Raw genomic sequence first — 19,950 nt, 5'->3', positions numbered from 1 at the left:
ATGAAAGGTAACGTTGTAGAGTTTCTTGACAAAATTGGGTTGAAACAAACTGTTAAGAATGTCGCTATTGCAGTTGGCTTGCATGAAACTAAAGAGCATGGCCACGAATTAATGGTTGCGGAGATAAATCGGCTTGCCGCGCAAGGCTTAGATTTGACGGGTAGAACGCTTGTCGAGATTGGTACGACCCGAGAGGATGTGCCTGGGTTAGGTTCGACTTCAATCCTTGCCAACCTCTGTCATCTTCACGGCATTCAAATGATTACTGTCGACATGGATAGCGACAATACGCAATGTGCTAAACAGGAAATTCAAGGCTTGGGCAAAAGCTTTACGCCGGTCACACAGAAAGGTGAGGAGTTCCTTCAAGCGTTTGAGCGCCCTATCGATTTTATTTATCTGGATGCTTTTGACTTTGAGCACCCAAATCATTCGGCCAAGCGCAAGAAAAAATACGAAGCCCTGCTCGGAACAACCATTAATAACTCTGCCTGCCATAAAATGCACTTAGACTGCGCTTATGAGATTGTACGCCTTGCCAGACCCGGGACGATTGTTGTCTTTGATGATGTTTGGCGGGAAGCGGGCGTTTGGAGGGGAAAAGGAGAGACCGCCATTCCCCATTTGGTTTCACACGGATTCGAGGTTACCAGCATTGGCAAGAACTCGGCAACACTGGTTTTGAAGCGGTAGTCAATTTGCCGTGTCATCAAGTTAATCTCCAAAATTGGACTTACTTTTGTGGTGGTGAGTGCCTTTGAACTTTAGGTAAGATCGCAAAACCACTTAAATTTGATTAAGTGTGTAACGTGCTGAAATCGTTATCACGACAATCAGTCCGTATTTGCGTTTTTTGATGTTTTCATCTACCTATACTTGCGCCCTATTTTCGCGCCGGAAGCAGCAAAAAATACTTGTAGCAGGTATGGAAAAATTACCAGGAAAACAAAAGGGTATATTATAGGTCGAATTACCAGCGGCGAAATCAGGGGAAGCATAAAACCGAAACAAGCGAGTACACCAATCCGGGCAGCACCCATGTAAGTATTTGCCGGAAAAGCGTTTGCTTGAAGCCCTACAATGCACCCTAATACAAAGAGAAAAACTGGAGACGTATAACCAAAGTCAATGAAAAAGTCCCTTGCCGCAGTTGACCAAGGATTTTGGCCATACGACAACTGTGCGAAAATGGCGGCGATATCATTTCGAGACTCAATAAAAAGATCAGAATAGAAAATCGATAGATTATATCCACCGATTAAAAAATTCCGCCCCTGATTTTGGTCCAAAAATATGTCAAAGTAATAAGGGGGACTAGAGAAATAGCAAGACGACAAAACAAGCGCTTTAAGGTTGATCGATAAATCAGCGCCAATATCTGAATAGGATGCTCCGGCGCAATTATGCCGAAGAAAGCTTTCAGGCGCCTGATTAAAATTTGGCGACCTTGCCAAATAAAACTCTGCGCCCAGTATGTAGAACGCAAGAACAAGCGCAGAAGAAATTATTAGCATCCGAGACATTTTTGTTTGATTGACGGCAATATAAACCGCGAGACAACCGATTACTGCATAGACAATTATAGATCTGGCACCTTTCTGCAGGGAAAAATCAACGAGTGACACTAGTGCCAGCAGAAATATTAAGTAAGACGCCCTGAAATGCCTTCTTGAATAGGGAAACGATATTATATAAATTAATGTTAAATATGATAATGCGTTCAAGAGGCTATCGACTCCGCCCGAAGAGTACGCAGACTGCCAGTGTGATTGGCGAGCATCGCTTACATTTAAAAACTCTGAGATAACGGGTAGAGATCCCGAGGTGATATCAGTTAATATGACACCAAAAGAAAATACTGTAGTGATCCCGGTAATAAAAAGGTAGAGATATTGATCGTGTTTCGTGGCGTTTATCGTAAGCTCGGACTGTTTTGTCGTGTAATATGTTGTGAGGAAGCCAATAGTAAAAGCCGTGTGAACGCTCAGAATAAGAAATATTACATTAATCGAGGGCGAAAATGGAAACTGGAGAAAAGGATTGAAGCTTCCAGCCGCTACAACGAACAGCATGAGCGTAAAAACATAATCTACCCGCACGATAGGTACACGCCTAATGTGATAGAAAAATAGGCAAATGACTGTATATAATAGTACGAGTGTCATTTTTTTATCGCCATTAAGGATAGCAGTAGTACGGTTACAGGGGCTAATGATGTCCTCATCTCAAAAATAGGAAAGTTTAGTCGAAACGACCTATAACTGTTTATCATGCCAATCGGACAATAAATCATCACCAAAGCGATCATATGACCAACAGGAAATGCGTAAACCTCCAGCGTGGGCAACAGCACAGCGGCCAGACCCAAGAATACCGCTGCTGCCAGGCCGTTGGCCCAGTGCAACAAAACATGGTTCGTGGTGGCGTAGAGCTGTAGATGCATGGACCCCATACGCTCTATATACCCCGCAATTCCGATGAGAAGCCATAACAGAATCGGCACCTGAACCTCGGACCCGCGCAAGCCCGGGACAATTGGCAAGGCCAGGGCCACACCGATGACCATGAAGGCATGCAAAGCATAACTCAACATCATGCTGCGTTCTGCGATCTTGCGCTGCGCGCCCCGTTCGCCTTCGGCCTGAAGCCGGGCGAGCCGAGGCAGCTTCGTCATGAATGGCACTTGAGCAAATTGCCCAAGCGGCCGGATGATGGACATCGCGAACAGGAAGGCGGCCACATCCTGCGCCTCGCCGACCGTAGCGTAGTACAAACCGGCCCCCTGTGTCGCACCAATGAACAGAGTAGTGCCCAATCCGGTTCGCCAGATGCTTGGCCAGAGCTGGGCAAGGACCTCGCGGTCCACCCGGATTCGGCTGACAAAACCGGCGCGGTTGTTCTGGTCGCGGCGGCACAGCCATGCATTCCAGACGATGTTCAGACACAGCGGGATCTGATAGCCGATCGCGATCTCCAGCAGCCCGCCTCCCAGCAATAGGACCGAGAGCGCCGCAACAAACGCGAGCAGCCAGAAACAGGTCTCCCACCAACGCAAAAGGGGGATGCGGTCTATGCCCATGAGGTATGACACGTGCAATCCGCCATAAGCCCGGATCGCTCCGCCCAGGATGAAAGCTGCCAGCGCGACCCAGAGCTCTCCCGTTCCTGTATCGGCAATGAGCGGTGCCGCCGACCAAATTCCCATCGCGGAGAGCAACACAAGGGTCGCGATCCCGATCACGAGATGGGCGAAGACGCTCACGCCCCAGACGCGGCTGAACAGCTCCACGTTTGGGCTGCGGTGGGTTGAAGGGTCGGCAATGCGCATGTCCTGCACCTGCGTCGCCCCGCCGAGGGCATAGGCATAGCCACGCACCATCGGCTGATCGGTACTTGAAGCAATCAGAAGCTGCATCCCTTGCAGCGTAATGAAAATGAACCAGACTGCCGCCTCTCCCGGCGAGAAGGTCGCAACAATAAAGGGGGGAAGAGCAAAAACTGGAAGAGACTTCGCAACATACGTTGCCCAAGTCGACACACTGCGTCCTTGTAAAAAAAGTATAGAGATCGCGGTTCACCCATCTCAAAGATCATTTTTGGTCAGCGCCGACGCCCGATCTAACCCGATTTTCTCGAATACTTCCAGCTTCCCGCCTACTGTCGCATCGTACACCTTCCGACCATCCGCTTCAAAAGCCTGCCGGGCAATGGCATAGTCGATCTCTGACTGGTCCAGGTCCGGGGTTCCCCAATAAGTTCCAGCCTTGAAATAATTTGGGTCGAAATGATTGGTATCCGGCCCTTCGCGCTTTTGATAAGTGGCCTCTGGACCGTTGTACTTGAAACTGTGGTCCACACCGAAGAGTATAACCGGATCGGCCCCCATCCAGTATGCCAACTGCAAGGCAATATAAGTCACCGTAGCCGAGCTGCCAAAGCCCCGAACGGCATCTGTTGAAAACGCGTTGGACAGGTTTGTGTTGAAGAATCTCAGCTTCTTGCGATTCTCCGCCCGCAAGTACCAACGCGCTTTCCATGCCACGAAAACGGGTATTTCACTGCATGCGAAAGAGTCTTGGCTCTGCTTTGCAACCATGTTGTTGAGGCAAACCACCACCTCGGGGCGCCACTTTGTGCGCGAATAGATCATGTCGATCTTGTTCATCCCAATGGATGGAACATGTGCGAAATCGTCGAGTGGGGTCTGGTTCAAGCTGGGACCGTTGCCCACAACAAGCATCGGTTCGCCCTTTTGTTTATCTTTCAGCGCGGCCAAGGGCACTGAGTCTGCGAAGCGGCCGTAGGTGAAGCTATCGAACGCGTACCGCAGCGGGCGCGTGGCGAAGATGATTTGCTTGTTAAATGGAATCATTGCGTCGCCTTCAGCTAAATGTTGACAACCGAAGCGCCACGAATGGGGTCATCCTCGGCAAAATGCGTGCGGTAGACGGCCGCAATGCCCTCTCGCAAACCAATCTTAGGCGCCCACCCCATCTCGCGCAGCTTGTCGCCGGACATCAGCTTGCGCGGCGTGCCGTCGGGTTTGGTGGTGTCGCAGCGGATCTCGCCGTTGAAGTCCACGACCTCGCAAACCAGCTGCGCCAGGTCATGTATGGGGATATCCTCGCCCGATCCGACATTGACATGCACATCACCCGAATAGGTCTGCAGCAGAAAGACCAGCGCATCGGCGCAGTCATCTGCATGCAGGAATTCCCGGCGCGGCGTGCCGGTGCCCCAAATGGTGATATGATCCGATCCCGCCAGTTTGGCTTCATGCGCCTTGCGGATCAGCGCGGGCAGGACATGGCTGGACTGAAGGTCGAAATTGTCACCCGGGCCGTACAGATTGGTCGGCATGGCCGAGATCCAGTCCCGACCGTATTGCTTGCGATAGGCCTGCACCAGCTTGATGCCGGCGATCTTGGCAATCGCATACCATTCGTTGGTGGGCTCCAGCGGACCCGTGAGCAGGCTGTCTTCGGAAATAGGCTGGGGCGCGCGCTTGGGGTAGATGCAGGATGACCCCAGAAACAGAAGGCGCTCGACATCATTCAGATGCGCGGCATTGATGATATTGGCCTCGATCATCAGGTTCTCGTACAGGAAATCAACCGGATACGTGTCATTGGCCAGAATGCCGCCCACCTTGGCGGCCGCCAGCACAATCGCGTCGGGCTTTTCCTGTGACATCCAGTTGCGGACGGCGTGCTGGTCTTGCAGGTCCACAGTCTCGCGACCCGCGCGGATGACCTCGCATCCCTCGGACTCCAGACGCCGCACAACCGCGCTGCCGACCATCCCACGATGGCCTGCCACCCAGATGCGTCTGTCTTTCAAGGGATAGGTCATATCAATCCTCCAATGCGACAGGCACGCTTAGTCCGTGTTCATCCAACAGTGCAGAGCGGCGCGCAGCCTTGAGATCGTCCGCAACCATTTCCGCACACATGTCTTGTGCAGTAATCTCCGGTTCCCAGCCAAGTTTTTCCTTCGCCTTGGTCGGGTCGCCCAGCAATGTATCCACTTCGGCAGGACGGAAATAACGGGGGTCAATACGCATGATAACATCCCCCGGTTTTACTGCAGGGGCTTTGTCGCCATCAATCGCTATAACGGTGGCAACTTCGTCCAAGCCTTCGCCAGTGAATTCCAGCGTCAGCCCGAGCTCCCGTGCCGTCCAGTTTATGAATTCACGGACCGAATATTGCATCCCCGTAGCAATTACAAAATCCTCGGGTGTATCCTGTTGAAGCATCATCCATTGCATGCGCACATAATCTTTGGCGTGGCCCCAGTCACGCAGGCTGTCGATGTTGCCCATGTAGAGACACTGCTCCAGACCAATAGCAATATTGGCCAACCCGCGCGTGATCTTTCGGGTCACGAAAGTTTCTCCGCGACGTGGGCTCTCATGATTAAACAAAATGCCGTTACAGGCGTAAATCCCATAACTTTCTCGGTAATTCACCGAAATCCAATAGGCATACAGTTTCGCGACCGCATACGGCGATCGAGGATAGAATGGTGTTGCTTCACGCTGTGGCACTTCCTGGACAAGCCCATATAACTCCGAGGTAGACGCTTGATAGTATCGAGTCTTTTTTTCCATGCCGAGAAAACGAATAGCGTCAAGAATACGCAAGGCGCCCAATGCATCTACATCCGCGGTGTATTCTGGTGCCTCGAACGACACTGCAACATGAGATTGTGCGCCGAGGTTATAGACTTCGTCAGGTTGAATGTCGCACAGAAGCCGAGTAAGGCTGGAGCTGTCCGTCAAGTCGCCATAGTGCAGTTTAAGCCTTCTCCTGTTAGTATGTGGGTCTTCATAAATATGATCAATGCGCTGGGTATTGAACGATGAAGCACGGCGCTTGATACCATGCACCTCATATCCTTTTTCAAGAAGAAACTCCGCTAGATAGGACCCGTCTTGGCCAGTGATCCCGGTTACGAGTGCCTTTTTCATAAATTCCTGTCCCGTGTTCTATGAAGCTTGGTGACCTTTGGACGTCATAGCCAGTATGCCACTACACGGCAACCTGACCTGTTCGCTCGCACAAGGCATCCCCCAGCAGCGTCTCAAAGCGTCCAGTCACACGTTCAAGGTCGAAGGTTCGTTCCGCATAGGCCCGCGCAGCCCTGCCCATTTCGAGGGCAGTTTGGTCATCCGCCAGCACGCTTTGCACGGCTCTGACGAAGCCCTGCTTGTCGTCCGGTGGGACGACAATTCCCGCACCCGCCTCGGTGATGATGCGCGCCGCCAGATTGTCGGCGGGGGCGGCCAGCACGATCGGGCGGCCCGCGCAAAGATAGCTCAGCACCTTGGACGGGACCGAGAATTCGCCAGCATCCACCTCGATCACCGCAACAAGGACATCGGCCGAGGCCAGGACCTCCGGGAAATCGGCGAAGGGTTGCAGCGGCAGGACGGTCAGGTTGGGCAGGTCGGCCCCCTGCTTTGCCAGACGGTCTGCCCCGACACCGAAGCCAACCACGACCACGTCCAGGTCCTCTCCGGCATCCCGCGCGAGCTGCGCCAGAACGTCGGGATTGTGCTTGTTGGCCAGCGTGCCGGAATAAACCACCCTTCCTGGCCGGGTCAGGTCCATTTTTTTGGCCCATTCAGTGTCGCGGTGCAGGACAGGGATTTCGTCGATCACCCCCCAGTTCGGGATCACGCTGACCCGCTCGCGGGGGACACGCCAGCCGTCCGTGATCTTGAGAAACCCGTCAGTGATATGGATGACATGCGCGGCCCGTCGCATCTGACGTCGTTCTAGAAAGGAATAATAGGCACCGATGGCATGCCCCAGCCCCGGCAATTTCTTTGACAGGATGCGTGCGGCCGCAATGGAATAGAAATCCTGACACCAGAAAATGAAGCGTGCTCCCGCCCGCTTGCAGGCGCGTTGCAGATACTCCTGCGTTTCTGTGGGTGTATTGCCCGAAAGCACAATGTCGGGTTGCCGGTCGGCAACCAGGTCGGCAAGCCGCTTGCCATAGGCAATGTCGCCCGTCCGCCGCTTGAAGAAGTTCGATTTGGAATAGGCCCCGTCGATGCTCAGCCCGACGGATGCAAAACCGTCAGGGTCGTGCGGCAGTTTCGCGTTTCGACCTTTTGGCCCCTCATCCCCGGCGAAAAAGGCATAGGTGACACGCCAGCCCTTGCCGGACAACGCGCGTGCAAATTCTGCCGTAAACGGATGGCCTGCGTAGTCATGGACCATGACGTGAGGCGTGTCGGGCATGCTCATCCCTTCGCCCCTTGGCCGCGTGCATACCTGTCTTCGTAGCGCACGATGTCGTCCTCACCCACGTAGGACCCTGTCTGGACCTCGATCAGCACCATCGGTACTTTTCCGGGGTTTTCCAGGCGGTGTTTCGTACCCAGAGGGATATAGACGCTTTCGTTCTCGGCAACCAGTTTGTCCTCGCTGCCAACAACAACCTTGGCCGTGCCCGAAACCACGATCCAGTGCTCTGATCGATGATAATGGCTTTGCAAGCTCAGCGCAGCACCCGGATGCACGTGAATGCGTTTCACCTGGAAGCGTCCACCGACCGCCAGGCTCTCGAACCAGCCCCAAGGGCGGTGGTCTTTTGCAAAGGCGGTGGCCTGCGATACATTCTTCGCGGTCAACGCGGCGACCGCCTGTTTCACATCCTGCGCGCGGGACATGTCAGCCACCAGAACGGCGTCGTCCGTCGCAACGGCAACAATGTTCTCTAGACCAAGGCCCACGAGCTCAAGCTTTTCGCTTTCCGACCTGAGCAAGGTATCGGCACAGTCGATCGCGGTCGCCGCGCCGGACGTCCCAACACCGCGCTCATCGCGTTGGCCCTCGCGCCAAACCGCGTCCCAGCCCCCGAGATCGGACCAGCCGCCCTTGAACGGCACCGCCGACAAGTTCGGCGCCCGCTCCATCACCGCATAGTCCACTGAAATCGACTCCGCCTCTGACCACGGACCTTGCGCAAGACGCAGGAACCCAAGGTCTGTTGCGCCGGAGATGACGGCCTCGCGGATCGGATCAACCAGCCCCGGTGCATGGGCCTCGAACGCCTCTAGAATATCGCGGGCACGGAACAGGAAGATTCCGGAATTCCAGAGATACGTTCCGGCTTTCACCATCTCTTCAGCCTTGTCGGCCGTCGGCTTCTCGATAAAGCGCGTGAGAGGCGCAGGGCCGTCGGACCCGTCCCATTCGTCGTCCAGCTGAAGGTAACCATAGCCTGTTTCGGGTCGGTCAGGCGTGATACCGAAAGTTACCAATTGTCCAGTCTCGACCGCCGATATGCCCCGGTGAACGGCGGCATGGAACGCCTCGGTATCCGGCACGACGTGGTCGGAAGGTGCCACCAGAAGCACAGCATCAGGATCTTCGTTGGCAATATACATCGCGGCTGCAAGAACTGCGGGGGCTGTGTTCCTTCCGTCCGGCTCGATCAGAACCGCGCCGGGGTCGATCCCGACCGAAGTCAACTGCTCGGTCACGATAAAGCGGAAGTCGGTGTTCGTGACAACTATGGGCCTGGCAAAGCCCTCGCCAGACATTCGCCGGGCCGAAGCCTGAAAAAGCGTGTCCTCGCTCAAGAGAGAGGCAAATTGTTTCGGGTAGGTCTTTCGCGACAACGGCCAAAGACGCGTGCCGGACCCGCCGCAGAGCAAGATAGGATGGATCATTTTCACGACGTCTTTCTATCCACTCCGCGCAGACAGTCGGAGACGGGGAAATTCCCATGTTCCACCTCCCGGCCAGTCTGGCGTACGCGCCGCCCACGCCAACCTCGAACCATGGAAGATAAGGCAGCGCTCAAGGCATGGGTGACGAGGGCAGTTTTATATTTTTTGTCTAGAACAATCTCTTGGCGTTTGACCCACAGCATGACTCAACCCTCAAACTTTTCTGGTCAGGTATATCAGCGTCCGCTTCGCTTGAGCACCGTCAGAATGGTTTGTCCGATTATCGACAAGTCCAAAAACAGGGACATTCGCCGCACGTACAATGCGTCAAGGCGAATGCGCCTGCTGTAGTCGATGTCATTCCGTCCCGACACTTGCCATAAACCGGTAACACCGGGTTTCACCGAAAAGACCTTTGTCGCTCGCCTACCGTACAGGCTGATTTCGTCACTGACGATCGGACGGGGGCCGACAACAGACATGTCTCCCCGGAGCACGTTCCAAAACTGCGGAAGCTCGTCCACGCTCGATTTCCGCAGGAAGTGCCCGCGGCTGGTGATACGTGGGTCGTTGTCCAATTTGAAATCTCGCTCCCACTGGGCGCGCGCAGCCTCATCGGTGTCCAGCAATGTCTGCAAACGTGCTTCGGCATCAGGAACCATTGTCCTGATTTTCCAGCATTTGAAAGGCTTGCCGTTTGCGCCTATCCGGGTGTGCCCGAAGAAGGCCGGCCCACCCTCGATCTTGTTGAGTACAGCGAAGACCATAATGATCGGCGCAACCAGCACGAGGGCGAGGGACGCAAAAATAACGTCGAACAGGCGCTTGCCAAATCTGCGATAAACACCGACGGCACCTTGGTCCGCCCGCGATGGCGTGCCGTCCAGGTGTGAGGGTCCGCTACGGTCGGCAATGACCAAATCTGTATCAACCATGGTTAATGTTTCCAATGTGTGTGACTAAATGCGTTGCGAGGCTCGACGTGCAAGGCACGCCACACCCGTTTGGACGGTCCCAGAACTTCAGTGGCGAAGCAAGCAAAATTTCTGCAGCTGCGAAGGCGGCTCCACAGCTTGGCTGGAAAGCTGCAACTGATCGTTTCGAAGGCCGCAGGACGGGTCTCATGCGCGTCTCATGCGCGTTAGCGCGGCGTAGGCCGGTCCGTCCCGCGTTTATGGCTGTTGAGAACCGGCCGAACGTGACTGGGTCCGCTAAGCCCCCGTGAGAGTCTTGGACAAATCTCATGACCACCGAGTCAAAATTTCAACCATGGATGCCCTCAAATTAATCTGTTGATAAAAGACTTACCGCAACAGCATGATTCGTTGAAGTCATTGTATGTCTCGATCTGCAAAACACAGCAGCGCCGTTCCATGGCGCCACAGTGGACAGGCTCTGTCAGTAATACGCCAGAACCTCGTCCGGCCGACCGCTCGCGTCATGCGATGGCTTGATCGACGATGGTAAGATGCGTCGGCAAGCACCTCGCGCGCAATGGCCCGAAGACAACTACCAGCTGGAACCCAAGGGGCATCGGGTGGAAAATTCGTTACGCCAAGTAGATCGACTGCCTGTCCACCGTCCAATACTGCCGACCCCGAGACACCCCCGCTCGTGCAACAAGGTCGTCTATGCTGTCGACTTGTAAACGCGCGGGGTCGTAAGGCTATTCACACAAACTCATTCAAGACATTCATGTCTGGACGATGAGATACCACCCAGGCTTGGAAAAGCGGAGTCGCGGCTATTCAGGCGTTGGAGTGCTGATTGCAGCACGACCGGTTGGCAGACCTGGTACCCACCAGTATATCTGCCTTCTCGCTCCAAGCCATTCTTAGGCCGTTGGCGGTTCTGTCAGGCGGCCGCGACGAAAGCCCATAAAGCGCCTTCAGGGGCGATCACGGACGTAATCGCCCCTACGGTAAGTAGGCGAGTGACCTTAGGCCGGGCTGGCGGGCGGGAGCGGCACAGTATCGACATCATCCGCTCCGCCGGCCTCGACGACGTCGGCGACCTGCAGCACGGCCTGACCCTGGTCCTCGTCGCGAGCGGCCGCGGCGACGTCACGCAAAGCGGCAGCAGCGACCGAAGCCGAAGCCGGTGAGTTCCGGGCCGCCTGAACAACAGAGGCCGACAAACGGGCGAGTGCCGCTCCATATTCAGCGTCGGACAGCTCGGAGGCTTGAAGCTCCGCGATCGCCTGTTGGACCAGCAGCTGGCAATCGGCGCTTTGGACTTCACATGCGGCAGTGATAGCCGCAGTCGAAACCTGGGCGTGCGCAGGCGCGCTGATCGACATGAACGGAATGGCGCCCAGAACCAGCGCTCTCGTGGCAGTTGTAATCATGGCTGTTACACCCTCTCAATCGAGTACAAATGATATTGCGTTTTGCACCCGGCCCACTGCGAGGCCGACCGGAGCGCTTACCACGGCTTTCATATCAGGACCTCCAAGCCTGTCAATACACCTTGGCGCCGCCTGAAACGACTTGCACAAGCGGGGCGCGCCATCTAACGAAAGGCGAGATAACGGGATGTTGGGGGTCATGCCGCGGTTTATTATATCTGTTTTGGGGCTGATCCTGGCTTTGGCGGCCGGGCATGCGGCCGTGCAGGAGTACCGGTTCTTCCGTGTTGATACTCTTCCCACTGCACAACAAATTCAGCGCGCTGCTCAACCCGGTGGCAGACTTGCTCAAACAGTAAGCATCCGTTCGATCGTCGCGCAGATGTCCTTTTGCGTCTCAGCACCGCAGTCTTTGATATTTGACTTATATCCGACGGATGCCCGACGCCGGTTTTCTCAAGCATGCCAGGCGCGTGCTGAACATATTCTGGACCGCAATCCGACCCTTTCCATCGCCCATCTGGCGCGCGCCGTCTCCAACCATCAAATTGACGACCTGCAGGCGGCGATGCGCGACCTGAGACGCGCGCGAGCGAGCGCCCCGAATGAGGGCTGGATCGCACGCGAGCGTGTACAGCTTGCCCTGACCCTTGCAAAGGTCGGTGCCCCCGAGGCGCGCGACATTGCAAGAGCCGATATCCTGATGATGATGAGCGAGCGGCCCCTACGTCGGAGTTTGGCAGGTATTTACAGCCAAGCCGAAGATCAGCAAGACTTTATCGTGTCTGTTATTGATGATGCACCGAATGCCGACCAACGCGCCTTTCTCAGAGCGGTGAGGCGCAGACGATGACCGATCACAGCCGACCCGATTTCAGCACGATTCCTCCCCCGATGGCGCCCCGGACCGAGACAACGCCAGCCGCCAGCGGGTTCGAATTCAGCGAGATCCGGATAGATCACAAGGTCGAACGATCCCCCAGTCCGGAGGCTGCGAGAAAACTCAACACCCGCCTTGGGGCCTGTCTTGCAGTCATTGTTGTGCTCGCACCGATCCCCGTGGGTTCGAACCGTCCGATCTTCTGGATGATCTGGGCAGCGATCCTCGGGTTGCTGGCGGCGGGTTATTTCCTGAGCATGGCAGTGGCCGACCCCCATCGACCTTTGCAGATCAAGAAGTTCAAGCTGATCATTTCACTTGGCATTCTGCTGCCGTTTGCGGGCCTGTTGCAGCTGCTTCCGGTGACCGGCCCGCCGATCGCCACTCTGCCCGACGAGATCGGGCCTTTAGGGCTTACGCTTTCAGTCGATGCGACGCGGCTCGGCGTCCTGCGGCTGTCGTCCTACGCGATACTGTTTTTCTTGACGCTTGAAATCGCGACAAACGCCTCTCGGGTTAAGGCCCTGGCATGGGCGATTTTTATAGGGGTTGTCGCGCACGCGCTTTGGGGCCTGTTCGCCCTCACCGTGTTAGGCGACATCGCGCTTTGGGGGCCGAAGGTTGCCTACGATGGCGTCGCCACAGGATCCTTCATAAATCGAAATTCCTTCGCAACCTTCCTGGGCATGGGTATCAGCCTTGGTATCGCGCTCGTCATGAGCCGTGGCCGCACGCGCCGTGTAACTAGGAAAGCGGCCACCGTGTTCAGTGAAGACGGGCTCATTACGCTCGCCGGGTGGATCGGGGTCCTCGTCATCGCGGTTGCCATCGCGACGACTCAGTCGCGCATGGGGCTCGCCGCCAGCGCGGCCGGCGGTCTGGTGGTCTATACCGTTATGTATACCAAGCTTCACGGTCGGTTAGGTGTCGCCCTCTTGCGCAGCGGACTCTTGGCGGTCGGCCTCACGGGCGCCATACTTGTCTTGTCTGGCGCGGGAACGGTTGAACGCAGCCTGTTCCTGATCAGCAACTCCGAAAACCGTATCGATATTTATGCCCAGGTGATCGGGATGATCGCGGAACGGCCGTTGCTCGGATACGGCCTCGACACCTTCCGCATCGCGTACGAACTTTTTCACGAGCCGCCTGTATCCACTGCCCTTATCTGGGAAAACGCCCACAGCACTTACCTGACGCTCTGGGTCGAGGCGGGCCTTGTCGCCGGCACCCTTCCAATGCTTGCCGTGGTCCTGACGGTGATCCGGCTGTTCGGTATCATACGCCGCCGAAAGTCAGGCTTTGCGGTTCCCGTCGCGGCACTCGGAGCCATCACCGTTGGGGCGCTTCATTCGCTGGCCGATTTCAGCCTTGAAATCGAAGCTAATGCGCTCTTGCTGATCTTTGTTGCCGGGTTGGGCCTTGGTCAGCTCCGACGCCGGCAGAGCGACACGTGAAGTCCGTTCTCAAGGTATTCGGCCGTGGTCAAAAGCGCCGGCCCAACCGGGGTAGCACGGGGCCGGATCGGCCGCGCATCCTGTCATTGCCCGGAATGCCGGCTGCAATCTACGCTGTCGGAGATGTGCATGGCTGCCTCGACCTCTATCGGGACCTCGAAGAGAGAATATTTAGTGACGGCGGGGAGTTCCCCGGGAAAAAGCTGATCGTCCTGCTCGGGGATATTGTTGACCGCGGCCCTTCGACAGCCGCAATGATCGACCATCTTCTGGCGCCACCACCGGACGGTTTCGACCGTTTGGTCCTGCGCGGCAACCACGAGGACATGTTTACACACTTCCTGCGGGATCCCGCAGGCAACATGACTTGGCTGGATTTCGGTGGCCTGGAAACCCTGCGATCTTATGGAATTGCGACCGACCACGATACATTGCGCCGGTCTTCGACAGACCACGTTCGTTCTATTGTCGATGCGCATGTCCCTCAAACGCACATGACATTCCTGAACGAACTGGCCTACGGGCTCTGGGTCGGGGATGTATTCCTGTGTCACGCAGGCATCGACCCCGAAAAACCGTTGACAGCGCAAACTCCGGAAGACCTGATTTGGGGCAATCCCGAACGCATCGATACCGTCTCTCAGAACACGCTGATCGTGCATGGGCATGTTGCCCTGGACGAACCGCTGCTCAGCCCGCGCCGGATAAATGTCGATACTGGTGCCTATGCCACCGGTCGGTTGACAGCCGTGCGACTTGGCGACTGTAACCAACCTCAGTTATTAACGGCAGCAGTGCATTGACGGACGTGCTGGACACCTTCAGGACACCGGGCTATCCAGTGAAAAATCGTAATCGGATTTCAGGGGCAGGCTTTTAAATGGATACAAGCGATCAGGGCGCAATCGACCTCCGAGACATACTGTCTCTTCTGCGCCGCAAGCTGCGCCTTATCCTCTTCACCATCGGCATCGGGCTAGGCATAGCCGCGATTTACATCACCGCTGTCGAACCGCGTTACACTGCCTCCACGCTTATCCTAGTGGACCCGTCAAACAGGAACCTGCTGGATTCGCCTGACGACACCGGGCAGAATTCCCGAAGGGCCGACGCTTTCATCGAAAGCGAGGTTGAAATTCTTCGGTCGAATGCGACTGCGCTTGCCGTGATCGAAGCCTCGAACCTGCTTTCCGATCCGGAGTTCGGACCGAGTTTGAGCACGAAAGACAAGATCCTGCAGGCCATCGGGATCGGCGCCGGGGAAGAGCGTAGTGGTCAGGCGCTTGTGAATGCTACGCTCGGTCGCCTCAAGGAAGCCACAAGTGTTCGCCGACAGGGTCTTACCTACCTGATTGAGGTTTCGGTCACGTCAGAATCCGCCGAGCGTGCTGCTGAGCTGGCGAATACGATGGCCGAGGTCTATATTGAAGAGCAGGTAGACTCCAAGGTCACCGCCTCGCTGGATGCGCGGGACGTACTCAAGGCGCAACTTGACCGAGCGCAGGCCAGCCTCGCGCAATCTGAATCCGAGCTTGCCACCTACATCGAGAACAACCTTGACAGGTTGGCCCGCGAAAGTGGATCCGACGAGATCGAGGATCTTCGCAATCAGCTTTTGCAGGCTCAGTCGAACCGAGAGAACCTCGAGGAAACATTGGTAGCCGGCCGATCCGCGCTGGAGGGGGAAGACTGGAACACACTCACCGAGTCCCTGGAATCCGAGGCGCTCGCCGCCCTCGAGTCGGAACGCCAGCAACTGGCGCGCAGGCTTGGCCAAACCGAGGCCGGAACCCAGGAAGCCATAGATCTGCGTGCCGAACTTGAAGAGCTCGAGGACAACCTCGAGCAAGAGGGACTGGCGGAAATACAGCAGTTGCGGCAAGACGTCTCTACAACCCGGCAGATCACGGAAGAAACGCGCGACAGCATTCGACGACAGCTGCTTTCCTCGGACTTGTCGGCTGAAACCCTGTCCGAGATCTATGCGCTGCAACAGGAGGCATCCATTGCGCGGGATCAATACGACACCCTGCTGGCACGGATGCGCGGGCTTGAAACCCAATCCCTCGTGGAGGTGGCAAACAGCCGGGTGGTTTCGCAGGCGCTTCCACCGAACGGGCCCTCCTTTCCGCAGACGAGCCTCATCATCGCCATGGCTTTGATCGGATCTGCCGGTCTCGGTGTCGGCTTGGCCTTTCTGAATGAATACTATGTTGGCGGTATCACGTCGGAGCATCAACTGGCGTCGCTGATCCCTGCAACGGTCGCTGCCGTCATTCCCGGCGTCACTGCAGTATCGAAACAAGTGTCGGTCGCGGACATGACCCTCGATCGGCCAATGTCCGGCTTCGCGGAGAGTTTCCGTCGGTTGCGGGCGAGTCTCGACAAGCGCCTGCCGGAACGCGAGGACGGTAATGTCATCATGGTGACATCGGCCGCACCGAGCGAGGGCAAGTCAACGATCGCATTGTCGCTTGCACGAACTTATGCCGCATCTGGCAAGCGCGTCCTCTTGATCGATGCGGACATGCGAAAACCCACGTTGCACAAGTATCTGGGGGCCGAGCCCCAGACCGGGCTTCTCAATTACCTGATTGGTGATGAAGATGCACAGACGGTCGAAGGTTTCTATGTCGGCGATCGTATCAGCCGCCTTGGGGTCATCCTTGGCAGTCGCCGCAGCGATGTACCGACAGACCAGATCCTTCAATCCGAGCGGTTCACCAGCCTGGTATCCACCACTAAAGACTCCTTTGATATCGTTTTGATCGACACGCCACCGCTGCTGCCTGTCGTCGATGCGCGCTACGTTGCACCGCTCGTGGACTGTACAGTCATGTGTGTCCGCTTCGATGAAACCAGTCAAACGGATCTCAGACGCGCCTTTGTCCAGCTGGAAGAGGCATTGCCGGAGAACCAACCGGTCCTTTCCGTGCTGAACTTTCACCAGTCTGTCGACCGCGGTTACCGATACGGCGGCTACTATGGATACGCTTCTGACAGCTGACCGCCTCGACCGAATTCGGCGGGCAACCCTTCGGATCCATAACATGGTCAACGTGCTTCGACCGGCCAGGACAAGGTTTGGAACCCGTATCCTGGAGACGGATGCTCATATTCGCGGAGATCGCCGATGACCGCAAAAGTCTTCATAACGGGAACGAGCGGGTTCGTCGGGTTTCACTTGGCGCGGCTTCTGCTCGAAGAGGGCGCCACGGTCCATGGCTACGACGCGATGACCGAGTATTACGACATCCGGTTGAAGCAAGCGCGCCAAGACATTCTCGAAACATACGAGCGCTTTTCGTCGTGCTGCGCCAGACTGGAAGATGCATCCGCGCTTGATGCGGCAATCAAGACATGCGCGCCCGATGTGATCGTCCACCTGGCCGCACAGGCCGGCGTAAGATACTCCATCGAAGCGCCGCGATCATACCTGGATTCCAACATCCTCGGCACATTCAATCTACTCGAAACCGTACGACACCGGCCGGTTGGGCACCTCTTGCTTGCCTCCACGTCGTCTGCCTACGGGGCCAACCAAGACATGCCCTACACGGAGACCGACAAGGCGGACACACAGATGTCCTTCTACGCGGCGACCAAGAAGGCAACCGAAGCGATCGGGCATTCCTATGCCCATCTCTATGGCATTCCGACGACCATGTTCCGGTTCTTCACGGTTTACGGCCCTTGGGGCCGGCCGGACATGGCGCTGTTCAAGTTCACGCGGGCCATACTGAACGACGAATCGATCGAGGTTTACAATCACGGCCGGATGCGACGCGATTTTACCTATGTCGGCGATTTGGTGCGCGCCGTCCGGCTCTTGATCGACACCCCGCCGGATCGCCTGACAGGCAAGGTAACAGCGGAGGACTCCCTTTCACCGGTTGCACCCTTTCGTATCGTAAATATAGGAAATTCCGAGCCGGTCGACCTCATGGATTTCATAAGGGCCATAGAGACCGCGACCGACTCGAAGGCGCGCAAGACCTATCTGGACATGCAACCCGGCGATGTTCCTGCGACCTGGGCGGACAGCACGCTCTTGCACGCATTGACCGGGTATCGTCCGCAAACACCCGTTACGGAAGGTGTCGCGGAATTCGTGGCCTGGTATCGGCAATACCATGGCCTGTGACAGCTGAAACCTTGGCCAACGAGCCGTGCTTCAAGGACAGGGTTTTCATACGCGGGCAGGTGCTGGGCCGGCGGTCAAACTTCGCCAACCGCCCCAGTGCGAGGCGCATTGCCCATCCATGAACCGGATGGTGGACACCATTTCTGACCGATCCCGGGCCGGTGGGCTTTTCCCGACGTCAACATCCTCACATGGCTTGTCTGTTGGGACGAAAACCCTTTAACCTGCCCATCAGATGCGGCAACAAAGGGTCGCAAAAACACTATAACAGGGAGAAGATCATGAAATATCAGACCGGTATACTGGCCGCGGCGCTCATGGCGTCCACGGCCATCGGCGCTTCGGCCGAAACGCTGCGCTGGGCGCGCGCGGGGGATTCGCTAACGCTAGATCCGCATGCCCAGAACGAGGGGCCGACGCACACGCTGTCGCACCAGATCTACGAGCCGCTGATCATTCGTGACATGACTGGCGCGCCGCAAGCCGCGCTGGCAACGGAATGGGGCCCCAGCCCCGATGACCCCAGTGTCTGGGTCTTTGAACTGCGCGAGGGTGTGACCTACCATGACGGTGCCGACTTCACCGCCGAGGATGTGGTCTTCTCGATCAACCGCGCGAAGTCCGAAAACTCCAACATGAAGGAGCTCCTGGCCTCCATCATCGATGTGCGCGCGGTCGACGACTACACCGTCGAGATGGAAACCGACGGGCCGAACCCGATCCTGCCGGCGAACCTGACCAACCTGTTCATGATGGACAAGGGCTGGGCCGAGGCCAACGACGCCGTCGACGTGCAGGACGTGGAAGGCGGCGAGCAGACCTTCGCCGCGACCAACGCCAATGGCACCGGTGCCTTCGAGCTCGTCAGCCGCGAGCCCGACGTGCGCACGGTCCTGACTCAGAACGAAGATTACTGGGGCATGGATCAGTTCCCCATGGAAGTCACCGAAATCATCTACACCCCGATCCAGAACGCCGCGACCCGCGTCGCCGCGCTGCTGTCGGGCGAGGTGGATTTCATCCAGGACGTGCCCGTCCAGGACCTTGGCCGCGTCGCCGATACCGAGGGTCTGGTGGTCAAGACTGCGCCGCAGAACCGCGTGATCTTCTTCGGCATGAACATGGGGGCCGATGACCTTGCAAACGACGATGTCGAGGGGGCCAACCCGCTGGCCGACGTGCGCGTGCGCGAGGCGATGAACCTGGCCATCAACCGCGAGGCCATCCAGCAGGTGGTCATGCGGGGGCAATCCCAGCCGGCCGGCATGATCGCGCCACCCTTCGTCAACGGCTGGACCGAGGAGATGGACAGCATCGAGACCGATGTCGACGCCGCCAAGGCCCTGATGGCCGAGGCCGGCTACGAGGACGGATTCTCGATCCAGCTGGATTGCCCGAACGATCGCTACATCAATGACGAAGCAATCTGCCAGGCCGCAGTGGGCATGCTGGCGCAGATCGGCATCACCGTGAACCTGGATGCCAAGCCCAAGGCGCAGCACTTCCCGCTGATCACCAACGGCGAGACGGACTTCTACATGCTGGGCTGGGGCGTTCCGACCTATGATTCGGAGTATATCTTCAACTTCCTGGTCCACACCCGCGGCGACGAGCGCGGCAGCTGGAACAACACCGGCTATTCCAACCCCGAGCTTGACGAGATGATCGTGTCGCTCGCCTCGGAAACCGACCTGGAGGCCCGCAACGAGGATATCGCCTCGATCTGGGAGGTCGTGCAGGAGGAGACGCTCTACCTGCCGATCCATCACCAGGTGCTCAACTGGGGGATGACCGAGGCCGTCGGCATCGAGGTCAGCCCCGAGGACGACCCGAAGTTCAAGTTCTTCGAGATGAACTGATCCGGTCCAACAGGCGGGCGGCCCGAGACAGGCCGCCCGTTTTCGCCCTGCATCCTCTGGACTGCAGGGCTTCATT

16 protein-coding genes are annotated in these 19,950 nt (G+C 56.9%); 7 read left to right on the top strand and 9 right to left on the bottom strand.

The features are described 5' to 3' along the window. Complete coding sequence (locus tag BU124_RS14510) at window positions 1-693, top strand: O-methyltransferase (RefSeq protein ID WP_143529850.1); 693 nt, start codon at window positions 1-3, stop codon at window positions 691-693. 173 nt (window positions 694-866) lie between these two features. Here BU124_RS14510 and BU124_RS14505 read toward each other — a convergent pair whose 3' ends face one another. The 9 genes from BU124_RS14505 to BU124_RS01750 all read right to left on the bottom strand — a co-directional run bounded on the left by BU124_RS14505 (window position 867) and on the right by BU124_RS01750 (window position 11,537). Continuing rightward, window positions 867-2,072, bottom strand: a complete 1,206-nt coding sequence (locus BU124_RS14505; RefSeq protein WP_143529849.1) for a hypothetical protein — start codon at window positions 2,070-2,072, stop codon at window positions 867-869. A gap of 89 nt (window positions 2,073-2,161) precedes the next feature. Next, complete coding sequence (locus tag BU124_RS01785) at window positions 2,162-3,538, bottom strand: hypothetical protein (RefSeq protein ID WP_143529848.1); 1,377 nt, start codon at window positions 3,536-3,538, stop codon at window positions 2,162-2,164. 45 nt (window positions 3,539-3,583) lie between these two features. Beyond that, a complete protein-coding gene (locus BU124_RS01780; protein WP_084860742.1) occupies window positions 3,584-4,372 on the bottom strand; it encodes a 6-hydroxymethylpterin diphosphokinase MptE-like protein in 789 nt (262 codons plus the stop codon). A gap of 14 nt (window positions 4,373-4,386) precedes the next feature. Continuing rightward, a complete protein-coding gene (gene fcl / locus BU124_RS01775) occupies window positions 4,387-5,352 on the bottom strand; it encodes a GDP-L-fucose synthase (RefSeq protein ID WP_084860741.1) in 966 nt (321 codons plus the stop codon). Window position 5,353: 1 nt separating this feature from the next. Beyond that, window positions 5,354-6,472: a GDP-mannose 4,6-dehydratase gene (gene gmd / locus BU124_RS01770; protein ID WP_084860740.1), complete on the bottom strand. Its 1,119-nt coding sequence runs from the start codon at window positions 6,470-6,472 to the stop codon at window positions 5,354-5,356. Window positions 6,473-6,533: 61 nt separating this feature from the next. Beyond that, window positions 6,534-7,760, bottom strand: a complete 1,227-nt coding sequence (locus BU124_RS01765; RefSeq protein ID WP_245831583.1) for a glycosyltransferase family 4 protein — start codon at window positions 7,758-7,760, stop codon at window positions 6,534-6,536. Next, window positions 7,757-9,190 (bottom strand): mannose-1-phosphate guanylyltransferase/mannose-6-phosphate isomerase, encoded by a 1,434-nt coding sequence (locus tag BU124_RS01760; RefSeq protein WP_084860738.1) that lies wholly within the window; start codon window positions 9,188-9,190, stop codon window positions 7,757-7,759. The genes BU124_RS01765 and BU124_RS01760 overlap by 4 nt, the downstream gene beginning before the upstream one ends. A gap of 236 nt (window positions 9,191-9,426) precedes the next feature. Further along, window positions 9,427-10,125, bottom strand: a complete 699-nt coding sequence (locus BU124_RS01755; protein WP_084860737.1) for a sugar transferase — start codon at window positions 10,123-10,125, stop codon at window positions 9,427-9,429. Between the two features lie 1,004 nt (window positions 10,126-11,129). Next, on the bottom strand, window positions 11,130-11,537 hold the full coding sequence (locus BU124_RS01750) for a hypothetical protein (protein WP_084860736.1): 408 nt from the start codon (window positions 11,535-11,537) through the stop codon (window positions 11,130-11,132). A gap of 187 nt (window positions 11,538-11,724) precedes the next feature. Between BU124_RS01750 and BU124_RS01745 the strand changes: the two genes are divergently transcribed. The 6 genes from BU124_RS01745 to BU124_RS01720 all read left to right on the top strand — a co-directional run bounded on the left by BU124_RS01745 (window position 11,725) and on the right by BU124_RS01720 (window position 19,874). Then, a complete protein-coding gene (locus BU124_RS01745; protein WP_084860735.1) occupies window positions 11,725-12,390 on the top strand; it encodes a hypothetical protein in 666 nt (221 codons plus the stop codon). Beyond that, a complete protein-coding gene (locus BU124_RS01740) occupies window positions 12,387-13,871 on the top strand; it encodes an O-antigen ligase family protein (protein WP_084860734.1) in 1,485 nt (494 codons plus the stop codon). The genes BU124_RS01745 and BU124_RS01740 overlap by 4 nt, the downstream gene beginning before the upstream one ends. Further along, on the top strand, window positions 13,868-14,674 hold the full coding sequence (locus BU124_RS01735) for a metallophosphoesterase (RefSeq protein WP_143529847.1): 807 nt from the start codon (window positions 13,868-13,870) through the stop codon (window positions 14,672-14,674). Before BU124_RS01740 ends, BU124_RS01735 begins: the two co-directional genes overlap by 4 nt. 77 nt (window positions 14,675-14,751) lie before the next feature. Beyond that, on the top strand, window positions 14,752-16,878 hold the full coding sequence (locus BU124_RS01730; RefSeq protein WP_084860732.1) for a GumC family protein: 2,127 nt from the start codon (window positions 14,752-14,754) through the stop codon (window positions 16,876-16,878). A 126-nt stretch (window positions 16,879-17,004) separates the two neighbouring features. Further along, window positions 17,005-18,015, top strand: a complete 1,011-nt coding sequence (locus tag BU124_RS01725) for a GDP-mannose 4,6-dehydratase (RefSeq protein ID WP_084860731.1) — start codon at window positions 17,005-17,007, stop codon at window positions 18,013-18,015. A gap of 281 nt (window positions 18,016-18,296) precedes the next feature. Then, the gene (locus BU124_RS01720; protein WP_084860730.1) at window positions 18,297-19,874 is read left to right on the top strand and encodes an ABC transporter substrate-binding protein; all 1,578 of its coding nucleotides are present in this window, start codon (window positions 18,297-18,299) and stop codon (window positions 19,872-19,874) included. Window positions 19,875-19,950: the final 76 nt, after the last annotated feature.

The organism is Salibaculum halophilum (genome assembly GCF_002094885.1).
Classification (GTDB): Bacteria; Pseudomonadota; Alphaproteobacteria; order Rhodobacterales; family Rhodobacteraceae; genus Salibaculum; species Salibaculum halophilum.
Note: the sequence above shows the minus strand (reverse complement) of the source record. Positions and strands in the feature narration are given on the sequence as shown.

Coding starts and splice junctions, on each gene's coding strand:
- BU124_RS01740 (WP_084860734.1), top strand. CDS start 12,387: ATGACCGATCACAGCCGACCCGATTTCAGCACGATTCCTCCCCCGATG.
- BU124_RS14510 (WP_143529850.1), top strand. CDS start 1: ATGAAAGGTAACGTTGTAGAGTTTCTTGACAAAATTGGGTTGAAACAA.
- BU124_RS01760 (WP_084860738.1), bottom strand. CDS start 9,190: ATGATCCATCCTATCTTGCTCTGCGGCGGGTCCGGCACGCGTCTTTGG.
- BU124_RS01725 (WP_084860731.1), top strand. CDS start 17,005: ATGACCGCAAAAGTCTTCATAACGGGAACGAGCGGGTTCGTCGGGTTT.
- BU124_RS01730 (WP_084860732.1), top strand. CDS start 14,752: ATGGATACAAGCGATCAGGGCGCAATCGACCTCCGAGACATACTGTCT.
- gmd (WP_084860740.1), bottom strand. CDS start 6,472: ATGAAAAAGGCACTCGTAACCGGGATCACTGGCCAAGACGGGTCCTAT.
- BU124_RS01745 (WP_084860735.1), top strand. CDS start 11,725: ATGTTGGGGGTCATGCCGCGGTTTATTATATCTGTTTTGGGGCTGATC.
- BU124_RS01780 (WP_084860742.1), bottom strand. CDS start 4,372: ATGATTCCATTTAACAAGCAAATCATCTTCGCCACGCGCCCGCTGCGG.
- BU124_RS01720 (WP_084860730.1), top strand. CDS start 18,297: ATGAAATATCAGACCGGTATACTGGCCGCGGCGCTCATGGCGTCCACG.
- BU124_RS01765 (WP_245831583.1), bottom strand. CDS start 7,760: ATGAGCATGCCCGACACGCCTCACGTCATGGTCCATGACTACGCAGGC.
- BU124_RS14505 (WP_143529849.1), bottom strand. CDS start 2,072: ATGCTGTTCGTTGTAGCGGCTGGAAGCTTCAATCCTTTTCTCCAGTTT.
- fcl (WP_084860741.1), bottom strand. CDS start 5,352: ATGACCTATCCCTTGAAAGACAGACGCATCTGGGTGGCAGGCCATCGT.
- BU124_RS01755 (WP_084860737.1), bottom strand. CDS start 10,125: ATGGTTGATACAGATTTGGTCATTGCCGACCGTAGCGGACCCTCACAC.
- BU124_RS01750 (WP_084860736.1), bottom strand. CDS start 11,537: ATGATTACAACTGCCACGAGAGCGCTGGTTCTGGGCGCCATTCCGTTC.